21 protein-coding genes and 1 pseudogene are annotated in these 19792 nt (G+C 66.5%); 11 read left to right on the forward strand and 11 right to left on the reverse strand.

Features of this window, described 5'->3' with window-relative positions:
* Nucleotides 1-619: 619 nt before the first annotated feature.
* Nucleotides 620-1174, reverse strand: a complete 555-nt coding sequence (locus AB0C27_RS55780; RefSeq protein ID WP_346101438.1) for a hypothetical protein — start codon at nucleotides 1172-1174, stop codon at nucleotides 620-622.
* A gap of 67 nt (nucleotides 1175-1241) precedes the next feature.
* Nucleotides 1242-1757: a hypothetical protein gene (locus AB0C27_RS55785; RefSeq protein ID WP_357863471.1), complete on the reverse strand. Its 516-nt coding sequence runs from the start codon at nucleotides 1755-1757 to the stop codon at nucleotides 1242-1244.
* A 47-nt stretch (nucleotides 1758-1804) separates the two neighbouring features.
* Between AB0C27_RS55785 and AB0C27_RS55790 the strand changes: the two genes are divergently transcribed.
* The 3 genes from AB0C27_RS55790 (at nucleotide 1805) to AB0C27_RS55800 (ending at nucleotide 4615) form a co-directional block, all read left to right on the forward strand.
* The gene (locus AB0C27_RS55790) at nucleotides 1805-2098 is read left to right on the forward strand and encodes a hypothetical protein (protein WP_357863474.1); all 294 of its coding nucleotides are present in this window, start codon (nucleotides 1805-1807) and stop codon (nucleotides 2096-2098) included.
* A gap of 202 nt (nucleotides 2099-2300) precedes the next feature.
* Nucleotides 2301-3017, forward strand: a complete 717-nt coding sequence (locus tag AB0C27_RS55795; protein ID WP_357863477.1) for a tetratricopeptide repeat protein — start codon at nucleotides 2301-2303, stop codon at nucleotides 3015-3017.
* 251 nt (nucleotides 3018-3268) lie between these two features.
* Nucleotides 3269-4615 (forward strand): aspartyl protease family protein, encoded by a 1347-nt coding sequence (locus AB0C27_RS55800; RefSeq protein WP_357863480.1) that lies wholly within the window; start codon nucleotides 3269-3271, stop codon nucleotides 4613-4615.
* A gap of 40 nt (nucleotides 4616-4655) precedes the next feature.
* Here AB0C27_RS55800 and AB0C27_RS55805 read toward each other — a convergent pair whose 3' ends face one another.
* Entirely contained in the window at nucleotides 4656-4904 is a 249-nt protein-coding gene (locus AB0C27_RS55805) for a hypothetical protein (protein WP_357863483.1), read from the reverse strand.
* A 256-nt stretch (nucleotides 4905-5160) separates the two neighbouring features.
* Here AB0C27_RS55805 and AB0C27_RS55810 point away from each other — a divergent pair, with 256 nt between their 5' ends.
* Nucleotides 5161-6018: a metalloregulator ArsR/SmtB family transcription factor gene (locus AB0C27_RS55810; protein ID WP_357863486.1), complete on the forward strand. Its 858-nt coding sequence runs from the start codon at nucleotides 5161-5163 to the stop codon at nucleotides 6016-6018.
* Entirely contained in the window at nucleotides 6015-6614 is a 600-nt protein-coding gene (locus tag AB0C27_RS55815) for a dihydrofolate reductase family protein (RefSeq protein ID WP_357863488.1), read from the forward strand. Before AB0C27_RS55810 ends, AB0C27_RS55815 begins: the two co-directional genes overlap by 4 nt.
* A 94-nt stretch (nucleotides 6615-6708) precedes the next feature.
* Here the strand turns inward: AB0C27_RS55815 and AB0C27_RS55820 are convergent.
* From AB0C27_RS55820 to AB0C27_RS55830, 3 genes and pseudogenes are all read right to left on the reverse strand, one after another.
* Nucleotides 6709-7506: pseudogene (locus tag AB0C27_RS55820) on the reverse strand (IS5 family transposase); the annotation flags it as partial.
* A 5-nt stretch (nucleotides 7507-7511) separates the two neighbouring features.
* Nucleotides 7512-7925 carry a hypothetical protein gene (locus tag AB0C27_RS55825; protein WP_357863491.1) on the reverse strand — a complete coding sequence of 138 codons (414 nt, stop codon included), beginning with the start codon at nucleotides 7923-7925 and terminating at the stop codon, nucleotides 7512-7514.
* A gap of 3 nt (nucleotides 7926-7928) precedes the next feature.
* Nucleotides 7929-8822 (reverse strand): DUF6192 family protein, encoded by an 894-nt coding sequence (locus tag AB0C27_RS55830; RefSeq protein WP_357863494.1) that lies wholly within the window; start codon nucleotides 8820-8822, stop codon nucleotides 7929-7931.
* Nucleotides 8823-9010: 188 nt separating this feature from the next.
* Here AB0C27_RS55830 and AB0C27_RS55835 point away from each other — a divergent pair, with 188 nt between their 5' ends.
* Nucleotides 9011-9448, forward strand: a complete 438-nt coding sequence (locus AB0C27_RS55835) for a disulfide bond formation protein DsbA (protein ID WP_357863497.1) — start codon at nucleotides 9011-9013, stop codon at nucleotides 9446-9448.
* A gap of 108 nt (nucleotides 9449-9556) precedes the next feature.
* Here AB0C27_RS55835 and AB0C27_RS55840 read toward each other — a convergent pair whose 3' ends face one another.
* The 3 genes from AB0C27_RS55840 to AB0C27_RS55850 all read right to left on the reverse strand — a co-directional run bounded on the left by AB0C27_RS55840 (nucleotide 9557) and on the right by AB0C27_RS55850 (nucleotide 12825).
* Entirely contained in the window at nucleotides 9557-10105 is a 549-nt protein-coding gene (locus AB0C27_RS55840) for an NUDIX domain-containing protein (RefSeq protein ID WP_357863500.1), read from the reverse strand.
* 667 nt (nucleotides 10106-10772) lie between these two features.
* Nucleotides 10773-11501 (reverse strand): phosphotransferase, encoded by a 729-nt coding sequence (locus AB0C27_RS55845; protein WP_357863503.1) that lies wholly within the window; start codon nucleotides 11499-11501, stop codon nucleotides 10773-10775.
* Nucleotides 11502-11697: 196 nt separating this feature from the next.
* Complete coding sequence (locus tag AB0C27_RS55850) at nucleotides 11698-12825, reverse strand: hypothetical protein (RefSeq protein WP_357863506.1); 1128 nt, start codon at nucleotides 12823-12825, stop codon at nucleotides 11698-11700.
* 219 nt (nucleotides 12826-13044) lie between these two features.
* Between AB0C27_RS55850 and AB0C27_RS55855 the strand changes: the two genes are divergently transcribed.
* The 5 genes from AB0C27_RS55855 to AB0C27_RS55875 all read left to right on the forward strand — a co-directional run bounded on the left by AB0C27_RS55855 (nucleotide 13045) and on the right by AB0C27_RS55875 (nucleotide 16796).
* Nucleotides 13045-13395 carry a hypothetical protein gene (locus tag AB0C27_RS55855; RefSeq protein WP_357863508.1) on the forward strand — a complete coding sequence of 117 codons (351 nt, stop codon included), beginning with the start codon at nucleotides 13045-13047 and terminating at the stop codon, nucleotides 13393-13395.
* 603 nt (nucleotides 13396-13998) lie between these two features.
* Complete coding sequence (locus AB0C27_RS55860; RefSeq protein WP_357863511.1) at nucleotides 13999-14508, forward strand: recombinase family protein; 510 nt, start codon at nucleotides 13999-14001, stop codon at nucleotides 14506-14508.
* A 12-nt stretch (nucleotides 14509-14520) separates the two neighbouring features.
* Nucleotides 14521-15204 (forward strand): recombinase family protein, encoded by a 684-nt coding sequence (locus AB0C27_RS55865; RefSeq protein ID WP_357863514.1) that lies wholly within the window; start codon nucleotides 14521-14523, stop codon nucleotides 15202-15204.
* On the forward strand, nucleotides 15201-15638 hold the full coding sequence (locus AB0C27_RS55870; protein ID WP_357863517.1) for a hypothetical protein: 438 nt from the start codon (nucleotides 15201-15203) through the stop codon (nucleotides 15636-15638). The genes AB0C27_RS55865 and AB0C27_RS55870 overlap by 4 nt, the downstream gene beginning before the upstream one ends.
* Nucleotides 15639-15842: 204 nt before the next feature.
* Nucleotides 15843-16796: a hypothetical protein gene (locus tag AB0C27_RS55875; protein ID WP_357863520.1), complete on the forward strand. Its 954-nt coding sequence runs from the start codon at nucleotides 15843-15845 to the stop codon at nucleotides 16794-16796.
* 602 nt (nucleotides 16797-17398) lie between these two features.
* Here the strand turns inward: AB0C27_RS55875 and AB0C27_RS55880 are convergent.
* Entirely contained in the window at nucleotides 17399-19555 is a 2157-nt protein-coding gene (locus tag AB0C27_RS55880) for a hypothetical protein (protein WP_357863523.1), read from the reverse strand.
* Nucleotides 19552-19689, reverse strand: coding sequence for a hypothetical protein (locus tag AB0C27_RS55885; protein WP_357863526.1), 138 nt, complete (start codon nucleotides 19687-19689; stop codon nucleotides 19552-19554). The genes AB0C27_RS55880 and AB0C27_RS55885 overlap by 4 nt, the downstream gene beginning before the upstream one ends.
* Nucleotides 19690-19792: the final 103 nt, after the last annotated feature.

Below are 19792 nucleotides of genomic sequence, written 5' to 3' on the forward strand. Positions count from 1 at the left end.
CCAGCACAGCAGACCCCACCGACCGGCGGTAACGCTACAAATCCATACGATCACATAGCGACATCACAGGCATATGCTCGCGGAACGCACTCTGAGACCAAGGCGCCGGCCGACTTCCGTGACGTAGTCGTTTGCCGATCACGTTCCCGCACCGAGAAGGGCGTATCGAAGCCATTTCTCATGCATCGTCGCCATCTTGTTCCAATAGGCTTCTGAGGTCATCAGCCTCAGGGGCGTCGAGCTGAGACAAGACCTCGAGGGCCTGTCGGAGACAGTCCGAGTTCCGCCAGCGCTCCCTCCCGCACACCAGGGGGATCGGCCAGGAATCGATCGTAGGCCGCGAAACACCCCTCAACCACAACCCAACCCCGGCGGACAAGGTGCTCCAACCGGCGTGCGTGGCGGCGCTCTGCCGCTCGGCGTCATCCCAGACCTGATCCTCAACCCCAGCCTGGCCATCGTCTCGCTGATTTCAACATGCCTTCAACCCAGGTCAACATGCCTTACATGCCTGGCAAGATCGTCAAGCTCTGACCTGCGAGAACAGCTAACAACCCAAGATAACGATGACCGACGCGCAAGAGTGGCTGAGCTCACCGGCAGTGGGCACGAAACCGTCTCAAAGCATCATCGCGGGCGTTGCCCAGGCCGCTGCCGCCCCCACCACGGCGCCCGCGAGCGCCTGCGCGGCCGTGTGGTGCGACACCTGGACCCGGGCCCACCCGATCACCGTCACCACGACCGCACCTGCCAGCAGGATCGGCACCGCAGGAAGCACGTACGCGAGCACGACGGCGGTACCGGCCGACACCCCAGTGTGGAAGCTGATCTTCCACACCAACGTGATCGGCCCCATCACCAGCACCCAGGCCAGCATCACGGCCACCGACGCCACCACCACGCGGGGCGCGTCCAACAGCATCAGCGCGGTCAAGCCCACCACCGTCGCGGCGAGCCCGATCAGCATCGGTCCTTTCCGCGACTTCCGCTCGACCAGGTGAATCGAGTCAAGCCGGCCACGCCGCACGCCCACCGCGATCACAGCCGCAGGCACGCCCGCGCACACCGCCGCGGCGAGCACCCCCCACGCCAGGCCCGCCCAGCCCTCGGCGAACAGCCCGACCCCCGCAGGCATGGCGATCCCCACATACTGCGGAGCGAACACCTCGGTCACCGCACGCGCGCATCTCCCGCCACGTCCGGAGGTGTGCGCGGCCTCTCCCACGTCTTCTGCCCGCTGTTCAGCCACAGCGCCCCTCCGTGATCGCCGCCCCGCTCTGAGCCGGGATTCCGTCAGCGGTCCACTGTGGTGATCCTTGTCCATAACTGTGAGCCGTGCTTCGGCTTTCGCCAGCGGAACGATCGCCCATTTGGGGGCCAGCGTGCTGCAGACGGTCTGCGAGCAGGAGCATCGCGTGTTCCCATGCGGGGGCTGGGCGCTGCGCCTCGTCTGAGAGGTCGGCATCGTCGTCGTGGCCAGGGCGAGCGCCGCCGAGGTGGGGTGGGCGGGTCGGGACGCGCCGCTTCAGGGTGTGTTCGGCCTCGATCAGCGCGGTCAGGTTGCTGGCGATGCCTGCGGTCGTGACGTTGTCGGTGAGCCATGCCAGCACCAGGGTGGCCAGGACGAGCGCGATCCGGTCGCGGTGGGGCACGCGTGATCGACCGTCGCGCCGGCGGCAGGCGTTGCCAGCCAAAGCCAGGCAGGAAGGGCAGCCAAGGGAAGTGAGCACACGAACGACGGTGCCGCAGCGCGCCATGTGCGGCAACCTTCAGGATGCGGACGCCGGGCGGCCAAGGAGGCGTCATGGTGCTGATGCGGTCCACCATGACGGCGAGGCCTTCGCCGACGTCGACCATGAACGTGGTGAGGGCGTGCGCCATGTCGGCGGCCTCGATGTGTGCGGTGGGCACGTTGTCGTCGTACAGCGTGTGGTGGGGCGTCGCCCGAGACGATCAGGCGCACCTCGTCGCGGTCGCCGAGCTGGACGGTCTGCGACATGCCGAATCGGTGGCTCAAGCGGCCTCGCCGCGGCGCTCGTCAGCGGCTCGAGTGATGTCCTCCGGGGTCGAGGAACAACGGGACAGTCATTGGCGGTGAGATGGATCATGGTGTAGGTGGTCATCGTGACCTGCGGAAACATGCGGGATCGCGGTATCTCGCCGGATTATTCCACCGTTTTAGAGCCCCAAGGCTGACTCAACGCTGTTCGCCGCCGCACCGCCCTGACCTGCCCGAACAGCCCGTACCGCCAACGGCTGTCCCGTCGTTCCTCGACCCCGAATACGCCCAGCTGCTGCCGGTGAGTGAGCGCATCATGGGCGCCGAACACCCTGACACGCTGACCACCCGGCAACGGCTGGGCGACTGGACGGGACAGGTGGGAGACTCCAGCGCCGCCCGAGACCACTACGCCACCTTGCTTCCGATCCGCGAACGTGTCCTGGGTCCTCACCATCCCGACACGCTCAGTACCCGGCACCAGATAGCCCGCTGGACAGGCGAGGCAGGAGATTTCGCTACCGCCCGCGACCAGTGCGCCGCACTGCTGCCCCTGCGGAAGGCCGTGCTGGGGGAACACCACCCCGACACCCTGGCCACCCGAGCCAGCATCGCCTACTGGACGGGTCGGGCCGGGGACGCGGCCGCTGCCCGCGACCAGTACGCCGCTCTCCTGCCGGCTCTGCAACGAGTCCGAGGTCCTGATCACCCGGAAACTCTGGCCGCCCGGGGCAACCTCGCCTACAGCGCGGGGAAAGCCGGGGACGCTGTCACCGCCCGCGACCAGTACGCGGCCCTCCTGCCGGCCATCACACGCATCCAGGGCGCCGAACACCCTGACACGCTGACCATCAGGCATAACCTCGCCCGCTGGACAGGGGAGGCAGGCGATGCAGCCACCGCCCGGGACCAGCTCGCCGAGCTGTTGCCCATCCGCGAACGCCTCCTCGGCACCCGCCATCCTGACACGCAGAGCACTCAAGCCAGCCTGCTCCATTGGACCGCCCGCGCAGGCTGACAGCTGCATCAGAAGGTGTCTTCGATCCCCCTTAATGATCTTCTTTGTCCCTTTGGGCGGCAGGTTAAGACTTTGTCTGGCAGGGTGCCTCCCGCACGCTCGATGCAGCCAAAGGCGGACGGTAACGCAGAGGAAACAGCAGAGCTGATTTCCTGATGCAGGCCTCTGCCCGGACCCCTGCGCCGCGACCGCCGGGGGAACGGGCCGGGCAGATCGCCCCTGAAATCGCCAAGACCCTCAGGAAGCCGGCCATGCACGAAGAAGAGACTTTTCCGGGACTGGATCGACGACAGTTCCTGCAACGCGCGGCGCTGGCCGCCGGAGTAGGTGCGGCGCTGCCGCTGCTGGGCATGGGTGGCGCGAGTGCCATAGCCGCCGCTCCGTGGCTCGCCGACGACCCCGACCAACTGTTCAAGAGCGGCCATTTCAAACGTGCCGAACAAGGTTACCGGCGCCGGCTGAAGGAAAACGCCGACAACGCGCAGGCCGCCGCGCAGATCGGCTACATCGCTCTGCTGTCCAACCGGTTCGCCGACGCCGAGAGATTCCTCAAACGCGCCGTCAGCCTGAAGCCCGACGACGAATTCTCCCTCTACCAGCTCGCGGACTGCTACGTCCGCCAGGACAGGCTGTCGGAAGCCGTACCCTGGCTGCGCAAACGCGGCGAGCTGACCGGCTCGCAGACCGACCTCGCCCACGCCAAGCTGTACGAGACGATCCAGGGAACCCCCTGGCAGGTGCATGGCCCGCAGACCACCAGAATCCCGTTCCTCGGCCTCGAACCCCTGCCCCACATGATGATCTCCATCAACGGAACACAGCCGAGGATCTTCCAGCTCGACACAGGAGCGACGACGGCCGGCCTCAGCATGCAGTTGGCGAAGGAGGCCGGCCTGGAGGTGATCTCCGAGAGCAAGGGAAGCGCCGACGGGCAGCAGTTCACGATGTATTACGGCATCGCCAAGTCGGTGCGTATCGGCGACCTCGAGGTTCGCAACGCGCCCGTCCACTGGAACGAGGCCGACCGGCCCAACCTGCCCGACGGCACCGAGGCACACGGCACCATCGGCACCGTGCACTTCTACCATTTCCTGACCACCATGGACTACGGTCACCAGCAGTTCGTCATCCGTCGCAAGACCGAGGCCAACCTGCGCAGATTCCGCGCCGAGGCCGCGCGGCTCAAGGGCGACGTCCTGCCGCTGTGGCTGGCGAAAGACCATTTCCCCTGCACGCTGGGCTCTCTCAACGACTTCGGGCCCCGGGTCGTCACCTTCGACACCGGCGGCCCCGGCCGGGGCGTCGGCACCTCCCTCGACTTCGCCGAACGCGCCGGCATCGAGCTCGGCGAGCCCGAGCAGGGGCGGGGCGGGGTACGCTACCCCATCGCGCCGGAGGAGATCAGTCTGGGCAAGGCGACGCGGCGGCGGGTCAAGGGGTGGGCAGAGGAGAAGCCCAAGGTCGGCGCCGGGATGAAGTTCGACACGATCGCCAACTTCACCCACGACTTCTTCAAGCCGTTCGCCATCACCTTCGACTACACCCACATGAACCTGTACATCACCGGCGACTCCATGAACCCGGACACGGGCCGGTAGGGATAGACCGCAATCTGGCCGTGAGACATGCAGGTGCGCATCAGGCCGCCTGGGCTGAGTCAAGCTGATGCTTGGTCCAGGCTCGGGCGGCCTTCCTTCGGGTGAGCCTCCTACTCATGAGCGTGATAGCAGCCATAGTCAGGTGGGCTTCGCTATGGGCGGGCTTGCGTTCGAAATCGATCACGTTGCGGCGGGCGTTCATCAGCCAGCCGATAGACCGCTCGACGATCCAACGACGGACGAGCACTTTGAACCCGGTCTGACCAGGCCGTTTCGTCACGATCTTCAAGGTGAGGCGCAGGAAGCGGCGGGCCCACCCCACTAGGCCTCGCTGTAGTCCCGGGGATATTTCCAACGGATTTGCCTGACCTGCGGCGATGCATGGGCTTGGATCGCGATGCCGAGCGAATCCGGGACGCGTACGCGGCGGCGCTGAGAAGGTGTCTTCGATCCTCTAGTAGCGGCCCTGCCCGATCCCAACGCTGCCCGACCATTCCCGAGATATTCCTTGACACGAATATTCGCTATGGTGAATACTTCTCGGCATGGACGCACTCCTCACCGCACTGGCCGACCCGGCCCGCTGGCGGCTCGTGGGCCTGCTGGCCGAGCGGCCCCGCCCGGTCGGTGTTCTCGCTCAGCTCGCCCAGGCGCGCCAGCCACAGACGACCAAGCACCTGCAGGCCCTTGAGCGTGCCGGCGTCGTCACCTCCCAGCGCTCCGGCCAGCGCCGCGTCTACGCGCTCCGGCCCGCACCCCTACGGGAACTGGCGGCTGCGCTCACTCGGCTGGCCGACACCGCGGACCAAGCCGGCGGCTCGCGCGAGACCTACTACCGCTACGAGCTCAGCCTCCACGCAGAGCGGCTCGCCGCGAAGGAGCCGGGGTGGGCCGACGGCCGCTCATTCACATTCCACCGGTCGCTGACAGCAGGCCCGGAAGAGGTCTGGCACCACCTGACCGAGGCATCCCTACTCGCCCGCTGGTGGACGCCGGCTGACCTGCGCGTCTCCGAGCTCATCTTCGAGGCGCGACCGGGTGGACGGATCATCCATGAGTACCGCGACGCCGAGGACGTCGACGGCTCCGACCTGGTCGCCGGGCGCGCGCTGGGAGTCGTCGAGGACGTACGCCCCGGTGAGCGCCTCGCCTACCGGCTCTCCCCCCAGCTTCCCGACGGCAGCATCGCCTTCACCGCCCACCTTGACCTCGGCCTCCGGCCCACCGACACGGGCACAGAACTCGACGTCCACTTCCAAGTCACCGACAGCACGGTCGACTCAGCGGACTTCATCGCAGGCATCGAGATCGGCTTCGGCCAGAGCCTCGACAAGCTCGCGGCGACCCTCGCCGCGGACACGCACAACACCGAGCACGACACCAATACGAGGAGCGCCAAATGACGAACTCGACCGGCCGCAGGGTGACCGCGAACCTGAGCCTCACCCTCGACGGGCGTTACAACGGTCCAGGCGGGCCCAAAGATTTCGCCGCGTTCGCCCCCTATGTGACCAGCGAGGTCGCGCGGAACCACATGGGCGGCATCTGGGAGAGTGCGACGACGGCGCTGCTCGGCCGACTCAACGCGGAGGGATTCATGGGCTACTGGCCAGCGGTCGCCGAAGACGAGAACGCTGACCCGCGTGATCGCGGATACGCCAAGTGGCTGGTCGACACAGAAAAGATCGTCTTCTCGACCACCTTGACCGAGGCGCCGTGGGAACACACCCGCGTAGTGAACGCCCCCGCCGCCGATGTCGTTGCCGACCTCAAGGCCACCGGTGAGGGCGACATCCTCGTCAACAGCAGCGCGAGCATCATCAAGCCGCTCCTGTCGGCAGACCTGCTCGACCGGCTGCACCTCATGATCTTTCCCGAGATCGCCGGAGGTGGGCAGCGACTGTTCGACGATGGCCTGCCAGCTTCGAAGTGGATGCTCAGCCACCAGCAAAGCGGCGAACTGGGCGAGATCGCCATGGTCTACGACCGAGTCCGCTGAGAAGGCACCTTCGATCCGTCGGTAATCCACGTGCGGATCAGGCCGCCTGGGTCGAGTCGGGCCGATGTCTGGTCCAGGCCCGGGCGGCCTTCCTGCGGGTGAGTCTCCGGCTCATGAGCGTGATGGCGGCCATGGTCAGGTGGGCTTCGCTATGGGCGGGCTTACGCTCGAAGTCGATCACGTTGCGGCGGGCGTTCATCAGCCAGCCGATGGATCGCTCGACGATCCAACGACGGGCGAGCACTTTGAACCCGATCTGACCAGGCCGTTTAGTTACGATCTTCAGGGTGAGGCGCAGGAAACGGCAGGCCCACTCCACCAGCGTCCCGGCGTAGGCGCTGTCTCCCCAGATCAGGGTGAGCTGCGGGTGCAGCATCCGCAGCCGGGCCAGCAGTTCCCGTGCGGCGTCGCGGTCGGGTTGCCCGGCTGGCGTGACCATGACCATCATGAGCAGGCCGAACGTGTCCACAACCAGGTGACGCTTCCTTCCTGCCACCCGTTTCCCGGCATCATAGGAGCGAGAACGCCCGGTCACAGTGGCTGCAGCGCGCACCGACTGAGAATCGATGATGCCGGCGACCGGGTTGGGGCAGCGCCCAGCGCGCAACCGGATGGCGCGGCGAAGCTGATCACGGACTCGGTTGAAGACCCCGGCCCTTGCCCAGCGGCTGAAGAAGCCGAAGATCGTCTGGTAGGGCGGGAAATCCGATGGCAAGGACCTCCATTTCGCCGCGTTGTCGGTGATGTACCTGATCGCATCGAACACGTCGCGACGGTGATGCTTCTCCGGGCGGCCGCCCGTTCGGGTCTGGCAGGCGGGTGTCGGAAGAAGTGGTTCGATCAGTGCCCATTCTTCGTCGGTGGTGTCGGAGGGGTAGCGGCGAGGACGCACGTCGATCACACCCCCGCCTTGTTGACCAGGTTCAGCGCCGTCTGGACCACGTTGAGCTGGCCCAGCACCAGCTTGATCCACTCATCCTCCGGCGTGAGCGCCGCATGAGGTGCAACCGTCGCTGACAGAAACCGACTAATCCGGGTCAGCTCGGTGCGCAGTCGCGCGCGTTCGTAGGCGATCCAGTCGACCGGCGTCGACGCGAACGCGTATCCACCGGCATAGGTCCAGATCAGCGGGGTCAAGTGGGCCATCGCCGAGACCTCGCGGACATAGAGGACGCCCTTGCGCACCTGATAGAGGCTCAACCCAGTGGCGGCGACCAGCTGCTGCGCGGTCAGACCGGCCGGGCGGGCCTCCAGCAGCGCCAGCCGCACCTGCTCCCCGCAGACGTTGGCCGCCAGGCCCCTGGAGGACATGGTCTACTCGCCGCGCAGCAACCGAGCCAGGCTCTCATCAAGGCTCACGTCCCCCGACTCAATGGCCGCCTCCAGCCAGTCGGCTGTTGCCCGGACGCGGGCCACGTTACGCGCCACCGCGGCGCGCTCGTCGCCGGTGAACTGATGGTCACGGAGCCCCGGCAGAATCCGGCCGACCGAGGCCACGAACAGGGAGCACGCCCCGATCAGGTCGAGGAAGTCGCGGCTTCGCTCGATGCGGGGCAGGGCGGGCGTGCGCTGCCGTGCCACCTGGCCAGCCTGCTGGGCGTGCTCGACCTGCGCCCGGTTGACCATGTGCTTGGCCAGGTCGTCGCGCATGGACCGGTCGGCCACCTGGGGCCGGCGCAGGAGATCGGTGGCTACCCGCACGGCGACCTCCTCATCGCGGGCCAGGTCGTGGATCCGTTCGACCTTCTGCTGCACCGAGGCGGTGTTGACGAGTTTCTGGTCCACGGCCTGCTTGGCGGCCGTGTCGGTCCACCGACGGGTTCCGGCGCGGTTATCCAGCGGAGGGTTAGCGATGCGCGCCCACCGCTCCTCATCGTCGCGGATGGAAGCCAGCGTCTTGTGTATGTAGTACGGGACCCCTGCTTGGCGATGCTGGGCCGGCCAACGGGAGGCCACCCAACGGTGGGTCTCCAACGTCTTAACCGGGATGGCCAGGTCGTCGGCGAACAGCTGCAGCGATTCCAAGACGCCGAACAGCGCCTCGCCCTGGTTGGGGTGCGCACCGCCGTGCGGCTGGATCGGTTCGAGCTCCAGCGCCAGATCGCCGAGCTGGAATTGGGAACAGGTTTGGAACTCGACCAGCTCCCGGCCGCGGGTGACGATCTGGTCGTAGCGCTCCTGGGTGACGTGCCCGATCATGGTCGGCATGGTCCGCTCTCCCCTCGCATGAGACGTACGGGACAACGGCGGGATGCGGACCACCAACACATAGCATGCGCTTGATCACGAGACGTGACAATCCCTGCCAGACAAGGTCTTTTCGCTTCACTCCGAGCGCGACCCAAGATCACTTAGGGGATCGAAGACACCTTCTCAGCAAGGAGTACCGGGACCTGATGGAGAAGGCATGGGGGCCGGTACGGGTCTGCGCGGCCGCCGCTGAGCACGCTGGCCGCAGCGTCCTCGGCCCGCTGTACACCGCCATCGGCACCCGATGCCACAACCAACGACGTCGCGACGACCCCACGGTCATCACCGAAGCCCTCGCCCAGGTGGGCCTGCCCGATGCGCTGGCGGCGGCCGCCGGCAGCGAGGAGTTCGATCAGCTCATCAGGGACTCCCACGACGAGGCGTTCAACGAGGTCGGGCTCGATGTCGGGACGCCCGTACTCCGCATCGGCGGCACAGCCCTGTTCGGCCCCGTAGTCAGGCAGACCCCTCGTGGCGAAGCAGCCGGCCAACTCTGGGACGGCCTCGTCCTGGTCGCCGCGACGGAGGGCTTCTACGAGCTCAAGCGGAGCCGGGACCGCAGCGTCAAACCATGCTTCGACTGAGCGGGCCCCACAACTCGGCCGACGTCCGCTGCAGCTGCGGACCGTCGAGGCTTCCTTGTTCGGCTGGCCCATGGGCCGAGTAGCGGCGGCAGCAGCCTCGACGGGCCCTTATCCGATTCGGGCCGGTACGGCTCGCGCGATGCGATGCCCGACGAGGCGCTCGGCCTCGGCGAGCGGATACCAGGCGGCCCCCGTCACCTCGGACTCCTGGATCAGCCCCATGTCCGCCTCCGTCACGAACGCGTACCCGATATCGAGGTGGTGGTGCTCCGGCTCGCCCTTTTGCGGTCGTGCCGGAACCCTGCCGTACTCGATGTAGACAGGGGTCTGCGACGCAGGGACGACCTGCGCGGGATCGATCCCTGTCTCCTCCGCCAATTCACGCACCGCTGCGTCGATCAGCGAGGTGTCGTCCGGTTCGAGGTGGCCCCCGGGCTGCAACGGAATCCCATACGCGCGGTGCTCGACCAGCAGCACCTCGGCGCCACCGCGGACCAGCAGCGCACCGGCGGTCACGTGCATCCGGAAATTCCGCCGCGAGGCGAAATCCCGGCCCTCGGACAGAAGCCGAACCGGCTCAGACAGCAGCGCGGCCTCGTCCGGGAAGCGCCCAAGGTAGGCGGAGACGGCGCTGGAGATGTCCGCGTCACTGATCACCACAGGTCACCCCCGCACCTGCTTGAGACCAGAGCCCTCCGTGACCGACTACCCGGATGACATGAGCGACGAGCACTGACACAGTCCGCTCCTTTGACGCGTGTGGCATACGAGGAAGGAGGTTCGCACCTTACAGGTGGGACCGGGCAGCGCGCGTCTGCCACGCCGAGCAGGTATGGCAGGCGCCCACACTCTCTATCCGCGGAGTGATCGAGACGGGACTCGCCATCGCGCCCAGGAGGAGCTGCGCGACATGGTCAGCAGAATCCGCTACATCCTGCAGGACCGGCATGAAGACGGCCACCTGCTCACTCTCGCCGTTCCCGACGGTGCGGGCCTGGAGATCGAAACCGGTGAGCGGATGAACCCCGTCCCCGTCCACGACAATCGGCTCCTGGCAATGCCGGACAGTCTTCTCACCGCGATGACCGGCGCCGACATCCCCGCCGTCCTACCACGAGGTCCGCGATCACCGGCTCCCGCAGCGCCTGACCATGCTGTTCCTTGCCAACCCACCGCTCGACCGACCCGTCCCCCCTTCGTGGACCGCGAGGGACAACCCATCGACATCGCCCATCTCGCCCGCAGCTCCGGGGCCGTGTTCGGGCTCCCGACGCACCCGCACGTCCGGCCGCGCACACCAGCGGCTGAGCCGACCCGCCAGCAGTCAGGTCAGTGCCTGGTCGAAGACCTCACGGTGCGCGTAGACGAAGTGGTGTTCCCGCTTGCTCCACGCAATCCGGTCAGCCAGAACCTCCGGTGCAGCCGGAGCCGTCTCCGGATGCGCCGCGAACTCCGCCCAGAAACGGACATTGCGCGATTGCCGCTCCAGGACGCAATCGGTCAGCGCGTGGCGCTCCGCCTCGCGCAGACCGTAGGTGTCAGCGATGAGGCGCACCTGCGCCGCCTGGTCCACCAGCGCCATCGTCTGTTTCGACGAGATCGACCAGGTCCAGGCCATGTACCCGACATCTTCAAGCCGGCCACCCGGAGCGGCCTGCTCGAAGTCGATGAACGCCACCGGCATGTCGTTCTGGAAGACGGCGTTGTTGGGGCCGGGGTCATGGTGGCACACCACATCGAAGCGACCAGCCAAGTCACTTCCGCGCGTAGCGTCATGCATCTCACGCAAAAGGCGGGCCGCTGCGCCTACCTGGCCATCGGACCAGGGCCGGAATTTCGCGGGGACGTCACCCGGGATATAGGTGAATAGATCCTCGCCGTCCACCTGGCCCACATATTTCGGGGCGCCAGTGAAATTCTGCTGCTCGAAAGTTATGAGGAGCGCGGCCATGAATTCGGAGGAATCCGATGCAGGTCGCAAAACCGTGTCGTTCCTTCGGAGAACTTCCGACGCCATGCGTCCCCCGGTCAGTGCAACCGCGCCAGCAGACACATCTGTCATTGTCGTCGCTCCCACATCTTGATCGCCGATGGGTTCATGCCACACCCGGAAGGTGCTGCAGTTCGACGGACACTGCCCGGCGCACCGGCCAACGCCGCCTCCGACGATCGGGTTAAACAGGAGATGCCTCTGGCCAGGAAAAGTGACCAATCTGGGTCGCCCATGCAATCCAGTGGGCCACGTTTACCTACGGACATGAGGAGGGGCAGTTTCCGCTGCCGCAGAGTTTGGGGGAACTCAGTTCCGGCGCCCTCATCCAGGCGTGGGCACCTGCAGGGTCTTTGGGCGTGCGGACCTTCAGCCAGCCATCCAGTGGTGCGGTAGACGACATCGTTATGAGGGCACCGCGGGTCTTCCATCTGTACCAGCTCGATATATCACCGCTTGAGTGGTAGAGACCGGCCTGATCGACAATCACGCGGGCGCAGAACACCGGGGGATTGCTTGGTGTGCTTGACGGGCTCTCACTTAGGGTCGGGGCAGGAACGGGTGACTGTGTCGCGCCCGGTCTACGGACTTCAGGGTTATGGGTGGAGCGCGGCGACGGGACATCGCTGGCGGCATGGAGCGCGCCGGGGTTGTTCGCGTCGGCCATGCTCAGCCTTCCCAGGAGGAAAGCCGCGGTCAGTATCACCGCGACGCCGGCAAGGACGGCGACCCTCCTCAAGACGACGCGTCGACGGTGTCGCTGTCCACGAGGATCGATTCCAGGAAGTTGGCGCCGAGGCGGCTTCTCCGGCGAAGCTGGCATCGGCATGGCCGCGCTGTTTGACTCACCATTGTCCAGCGGACCACGATCGCTGCGTTCTGCCGCGCCCACCTCAGGCAATCCGTGCCCTTCGTGCTTGGCCCGAGCCGAGTCCGCGACTTCGGTAATGACTGCCGGCTCCAGAGCATGGATCTCTTGTTCCTCATTTTCTTCCTCCCGCCTTTCGTCGGCCTCTGCCCCCGAGCCGGATTGCCGTCGCGCCAGACGCTCGCTCCAAGCGGGACGATACAGGTCCCACCACTTTTGCCGGTCCTGCTCGTGAGGGCCCGTCGGCTCGTCACCTCCCCCTTGCCCGGCCTGTAGACGCAAAAAGTCGAGATACTTCAGTATTGTCACAAACTGGGGCCGCTTGGGCGCCGTTGTCCGTTCTGGGTTCATCCAATCCCGAACGGTATTCGCTTTAAGCGTTTCTACCTCGTCGTTGTGACTGCTCCATGTCGAGATCTCGGTGTGATTCAACCCTCCGTACCTGTCGAACTCGGCAAGCAACTCAGCCCACAAGACTGCGATGGGCCCGCCACCAGAACCGCTCTCGCCGTCACTCATGGCCACATTCTTCGGCAGTTCGGCACTCCAGGCGATTCAATCGCCCGTCCCGAAACCCTACCGAGACCACGACTCGCATCGACTCGCCGCCACCCGCTCCGACTCGCCAGAGCTCGAACGGCCAATTCCCGAAACCGACTTCCCCCCGGTGGGCGACCTGCGGCACCTTTCTCATGCCCGAGCCATCGGGCCACTAGATCAACAAAAGAGGAGATTCGCGTGTTCGCAAGCACCATCAAGCGTGTCGCGCTCAGCGTCTTCACCGCCGCTGCGATGAGCGGCGCTCTCGCGCTGGGATCGGCTGTCCTTCCCGCGCAAGCGGCCTCAGCCAACTGCTCCAACAACGTCTATCGGGTCGTGTGGCCGCACGCCGGCGTCTATCCCCGGATGAGCCAGGCCGCAGCCCCGCTCACCACCAAGCAGGCGGGCGAGCGCGTCACCGGCCCGACTGGCTGGGGCCACGTCTACGCGAACGGCCATCACTGGACCAAGGTCTGGGTGAACAGCGTTCCTGGCTGGCGAGAGGGCTGGATGCGTGACGACGCGGTGACCTACATCGGGTGCAGCTGACCTCACGGTGCACCTGGCCGCCTACAAAAGGTGCCACCAGCGTCGACCGCCATCAGCAGTCGACGCTGGGAGCACCCCCATGCGGCAGGTTGCCGGGGACTGCCCGTCGACGGGCTCCTCGCCGTCGGCGTCCACCGTCGCGCGCCGTTGCTCGATCACGATGTCGCCAGTCCGATCCGGTCCTTTCAGTCCACGCGGCCAACTGCCGGGCATCGGCCGCAGCCGCAGGTGCCGGCAATACCGGCAGTCTCCGCCCGATGAGGGTCGCGGCCGGTCGCCGTCACCCGGCCGGCCTCCTGTCCTTCCCCGACGCTGCGGGGCGGCCCGGCTCCACCCGGCACAGCCTGCCACGATGACGGTCCGGCGACGACGCAGTGACCAGGTCGCCAGCTAGGCTTGCGGTGTGTGACTCGTTTGTGCCACCGTTCGAACAGCGGCCTACCCCGCATGCTGGGGATGGCACGCCACTTCTTGGGTTGCCGATACGTCGGCGAATCCGCGGCCCCGCGTAGCGGGGGATGCTCCCCACGCATGTGGGGGTGGAGCCCTCCTTGAGGGCTCTGTTCAGCGTCTCCTCTCCACCGCGCGCGAAGGACGGCCCGCATGTTCGATCCCCCCATTGACCTCAGCGGCCTGCCCGGTTTCCGGGCCAGCACCGAAACCCGGCCGAGCCGGACGGCCTTCCTAGGGCGCTGCTCCACCAAAGACAACCAAGATCCACGCTCCTCGATCGGCGGGCAGGTCGCTGAATCCTTCGCGCTCCTGGAACCCGGCGACGTGTTCGTCGCCCACTTCTGGGATGTGGAGTCGGGCATGCTCGGCCTGGACGAGCGCAGTCAGGGCACCGCAGAGGACTACGCGCGCCTCGGCGTGCCGGTGCCCCGAGACGGCGGGTTGCGTGAGCTGCTGGAGTGGGCCGAGCGAGGCGATCTCGACCGGGTGGCCTGCGAGCGTATCTCTCGTGTGGCTCGCGATACCCTGGCCAGCCTTCAGATCGAACGCCATCTGGCCTCGCATGGTGTCAGCGTGGAGTGCGCGAACGAGCCCCGCGGTGGAATGACCACCGGACGGCTGGAGATGCGCCGCACCGCGCAAGTCCGCGCCGAGATCTAGCGGCATGAGCTGGTGGAGCAGTCGATGCGGGGGCAGCGCCAGCATGCCGCCAACGGCTACCGGCATGGGCCGGCATGCTATGGCTACGTCGCGGTCGTGGACCCGGATGCCCCTCCCGCGTCCAACCGGTTCGGTGTCGGGCGCCCCAAGATGCGCCTGGAGCTCCACCCCGATCAGCGCCGCCGTGACACGGTGGCGGAGGCCTTCCGGCTACGGCGATGCGAGCAGAGGACCGACGGGGAGATCGCCCGGATACTGGCGGCCGATCTCGATCGTCATCCGCTGGCCGAAGGTCAAGGACCGTGGGTGGCGCGGCGGATCCACAGGATGCTTAGCCAGCCTAAGTACAGCGGCTACCAGGTGTTCGGCCGTAGGGCGGCGCGCACGAACCACGGCCGGAGCAACCCCATCTCCGACTGGGTGTGGTCGCGCCGGCAGGCTCACCCCGCGATCGTGCCGCTGGAGGAGTGGTATGAGACCCAGGTGGTGACCGCCCGGATGCGCCAACGACGCGCATCCGGCTGGGACCGCGTGCGCGAGGTCGTCACCCAGCACGGATGGCAGCTGACGTCCATCCGTCGAAGCGGCACCCATGTGCTGTATGAGGCCGGCGGACATCACTTCGTGGTGCCTCATGGCGACCTACCGGCAGCGGTTGCCGACGAGGTCATCCGGCTTCTGGAGGCAGGCGCGTGAACACGATCCCTCCTTCGGCCGAACCCGGTCCGGCCGAACAGCTGTCTGCCGGCCATGCCTCCGCCGAGCCCGCCTCCGCTGGGCCCGCCAGCGTCCTGCTCGCCGTCCGCCTGGAACGGCGGTGGGTCACCCAGCCCGGCCGGCACGGCATCGTCGTTCACGGCCGTACGCTGCGTGACCTGCACGCCAGCGCGCAACAAGCACTGGCGTTACGGCTCGGCGCCTCCACACCTCCACCGGTTCAGGTGTGCCCGCACTCGCCCGAACTCGACACGCTCGCCCATGCGCGCCGGCGCTATCAGGACGCTCTGCGCGCGGCGGTGCAGAAGCTGCGCGGGGACAACGTGTCCTGGACCGATGTCGCGCAGGCGTGCCACGTACGCATCGCCACTGCACAGGATGTGGTGAACGGCGAGGCTGAGAACGGGTTATGACGCCCCACCGCGCTGCGGCCGTGCGCCGCGGCGGCAGCGCCGGCATCGTCGGGCGCTGTCCTCATCGCCCATCCGCGGCGTGCGCCCCTCAAATCCCGGCGACCATCCTCACGGGCGACGCGCCGCTCGATCAGGGGCGATCCGGGAAAGCCGCTCCTCTATCCCTTTTCCGGCCACACTGGGGCAATGCCTCACCCTCCCATCGTGACATCTCCTCCCACCGCTCTCGATGAGGTCCGTGAGGCTCTGGCATGGGATCCGGACCGGCCATGGTGGAGTGAGCGAGATGTCCTCGACGCCGTCGTGGCCGCCGATGAGGTCGCGGGCTGGCTCGCCGACCCGCGGCCCTACAACACGGGCAAGCACCGCGCCGCCTGGGCGGGCGCGATCGACGACCTGATCGACAGCCTGTCTCGGCTGGGCCCGCACGCGCAAAAGGCGCTGGCTGATGAGCTCGCCGCCACGCGGGCGGCCCTGGCCGGTTTTCCCGGCCAGGCCGATCGCCCGGATCGGGCTCCAGCGCAGACAGCGGTGGAGACTCTGCGCAGGCGGTGGAACGATCCGCTGGTGTGGGAGGCCGCCTGGCGTGACCTGCTGGATGCCTGTCGCGACGACGGCACATCCTACGACGTGCTGGCGGCCCGCCGTGACCTGTTGTGGCGGCTGGCCGCCAGCACCCAACGCCCTCCGCTGGACCTCAGCGAGAGGCTGTCCTCGGTCCTGGACCGATCGCCCTGCGCCGTGCCTCAGGCTCGCCTCCGGCTGGGCGAGAGCACCGCGGCATTGCCAGGAGCCGAAACAGAGCCGGACGCGCATCCGGAGGTGAGCGAGGAGGAACTCCTCGAGCTGTGCCGCAGACTGCTGCTGCAGCCGCCCACAGGAAGGAAGACCCATGAGCTTGACGTCAACCTTGCGGATTGTGATTGCAGTTCGGACGGGGGGTTTCTGACAGCCTTACCCCATGGCGGCACAGAGTCCGGAAAAGTACACCGTCCTGGGATGGCGGTCGGATCGCGTCGTTACCGACTCGGCTTCCCTCATCACTCAGCGGCGGACGGCGATTCCTTCATCCAATCGGGGACATCTTTGCCGGTGACCGCCTGGAATTCTTCGGACACACCGGTACGATCCGATGCATACGCACGACGCAGAAGATAGCTGATTCTGGCGAGACTATCCTGGGCATACTCGGGGAACGGCTCCCCTGCATGAGATGCTCTAACCAGAGGGGCAATCGATAGGAAGGCCTCAACCAAAGGGTCGACCGCCTCACGGAACCTGGAAACCTGGACGAGTACATGGCCATGAACGACTAGATCCTCGGTCAGAGCAGGCAGATAGTGTTCTAAGTCCGCTTCAGCTAGCTCACGGCGCGATTCGACAACCTGGCGGGAGAAGAAGATCGCATCATCTGGCCGCCTCGCTCTCACTAGGATAGCGACGTGATTGCCCAGTGCCTTCGAATACTGGGGCAGGTAGCTATCCTTATCGAGGTCAACTAGCTCTCCGAACATATCGATGGCCTGCTGCGAGTTCGAGATCGCCTCACCTTGATGATTCAAGCTTGCCGCTAGAGCGGCGTGCGTAAATAGGGAAGCAGCGAGGCCAGGAAGGTAGAGACCCCGGTTCGATTCAGCCAGAACCCTTGCTACAGGGACAGCCCTTGCCGAGACCGCTAACGCTTCGTCCAGTTTCCCTGCCTCCGCCAGGAGCGATACGTGGTTGGTCAGCGATGTCGCGAGATCGGGTAGGTGAGCCTGTCAGCTAACCTCAACTAACGACTCCAACAATGAGACGGCCCGCTGGGATACCAAAATCGCCTCATCCCGCCGTCCCGCCTCCTTCAATCGCGACGCGTGATTGTTCAACAGGCTCGCTAGGTCAGGCCGGTGGAAATCGCCGTTTTCCGCAGTCACCTCTTCGTACAAGTCGATGGCCTGTTTGGATATCGAGACCGCCTCATCCTGCCGCTCTACTCCCGCCAGGAGGGCGGCGTAAACGTTCAACGAACCTGCCAAGTCGGGCAGCCATGTCTTCCGGTCAGCCTCGGCCAGTTCCGCAAACGAATCAGCAGCTTGTTTCGCTATCGATATCGCTTCATCCTGTCGTCCCACTTTCAGTAACCGCACAGCGTGATTGCTCAGAGAGGCCGCAAAGTCCGGCAGCCATGTCTTCCGGTCAGCCTCGGCCAGTTGTTGCCAGCGTTGCGTCGACAGGTTGCCCGCGACCAGTGCCTGGGAGTGCAGCATCGCGTTGCTCAGGCGGATCGCCAAGGCCTCGCAGGTACGGGCCCAGGCAGGGTTGGTGGAGGTAGCCAGTCGATGCTTGGCCAGCCGGGCGCTCACCGCGGCGATGCCGATGTCGAGTTCGATATGCCGGTGTGCGGGCAGGACCGATTCGATCGCCTCCAGCAGAGCTGGCTCGACGCCGGGCAGATCGACCAGGCTGGCTAGCGCGGTTCCTCCCGCGCGTAGCGCCAGGTGAGGGTGGCTGGCCACTAGGGCGAACAACTGCTCAGCTAGGTGCGGCCATCGGTGGGCCGCTTCGATCAGCGTGATCAACCCGTGGCGCGTCCACACCGGCACCCCGTCGCCTTCGGCGAGCGTTTCACCGCGGTCTGCGATTGGAACCAGGAGCCGGGCAAGGGCTTCTGCGGCCCAGGAATCGGCCGGGAAATCATAGGTGTGACCGGGCGTGGACAGGGCTAGGAAGTCTTCGCCCAGCCGGTCGGGATACAACGGCTCCAGGACGGTGGCCTGTGCCCGCAGCGGCGATTCCGCCTTGTGCGGCGTGCGGCCGGAGGGGTTTGTCGTGGAGGGCGGGTAACACAGGGCATGGTCTTTGAGGAGTTGCCCGACCGCGTGCCCCGAATCGATGTCGGCCTGTCGTAAGGCAGCCTTGCCGTCAGCGTAGGGGAGCCGACCGGTCATGGTGGCGGTGTAGACGACCTGCGCCATCGCATCCGGCGAGGTCAACAGCGGCATCTCAAGGTGCGAGTTGCCCATCGCCTTCCAATGATCTCGCTCGCGCGCCAGCAAACACTCCGACACCCGCACCGGATCGCCAGGCGCCGGTTGGCCGCGGTCATGGGCCAGCACCGCGGCCAGCGCGGCCATGTGGACCGTCAGCACCAACCGGTAGGCTTCATGGCCCTCCAGTGTCAACGGCGGCTCAATGTTCCTGGCGTCGAGTACCTCCAGTAGTTCGGCGAACCGGTCCCGGGCCGCCTCGAACAATCCGCAGCGGGTAACGCTCGCGTCTTGGTCCAACGGCGCCAGCTCGCGCAGGCTGGGTACCAGGTGCCGATCACGCTGGATCCGGTATTCCAGGCTCTGCCACCAGGTGCCAGCCGGGCGGGCCAGCAGCAGCACCCGTACCGGCAGTCCTCGGCGGATCTGGGTGTCGGCCAGCAGCGACAGGAGATCGGCGGTGTCCCACCGTTCGGCGTAGTCCACCACCACCAACACCCCGACTGCCGCAGCAACGTCGGGAACGATGAAGGCGTCGGGTGCCGACCGGTCGCGCCGGTGGTGGGCCGCCAGCACCACCCACCCCTCCCGCCGCCACAATTCCGCCACATGCCCGGCCAGTCGGGTCTTGCCCTGCCCGCCCGGCCCATGAATCAGATGGACCGCCACACCTTCCTGAGCATCCCCGTCCCGCCAATCCCGCAACTCCGCCAGTGTGGCCTGGCGGCCGGTGAAATCGATCACCGCGTTCGCCGCCCGCAGCAGCACGCTGGGCTGTATGCGCGCCTCTCGCGTCAGCGGGGGCGCCGCCGGGGCGGGCCAGGCCGCCAGCCGGTAGGGCTCCTCGCCCTCGTACACGACCATGTCGCCGGCGGTCTGGTAAATGCGCGCGAACCCGCTTGCATCCGCGCGCTGGCTTACCTTCCGGGCGCCGCCTTCAAAGCTCACCGTTCGTTAATGATCTGGTCGCCGTCAGCCTGATACACCCGGCCATGCCCGGATGCCTCGGCCCGCATCTGCACGCTGGTTGCCCCATCCCCAGCAGAGATGATCCCGTTGTTGTCGCCCTCGATGGCGGTCAACTGCTCGCTTGAGAGTGCGTTCCGCGAGCATATGCCTGTGATGTCGCTATGTGATCGTATGGATTTGTAGCGTTACCGCCGGTCGGTGGGGTCTGCTGTGCTG

The sequence above is a fragment of the Nonomuraea sp. NPDC048882 genome (genome assembly GCF_040649755.1).
GTDB lineage: Bacteria > Actinomycetota > Actinomycetes > Streptosporangiales > Streptosporangiaceae > Nonomuraea > Nonomuraea maheshkhaliensis.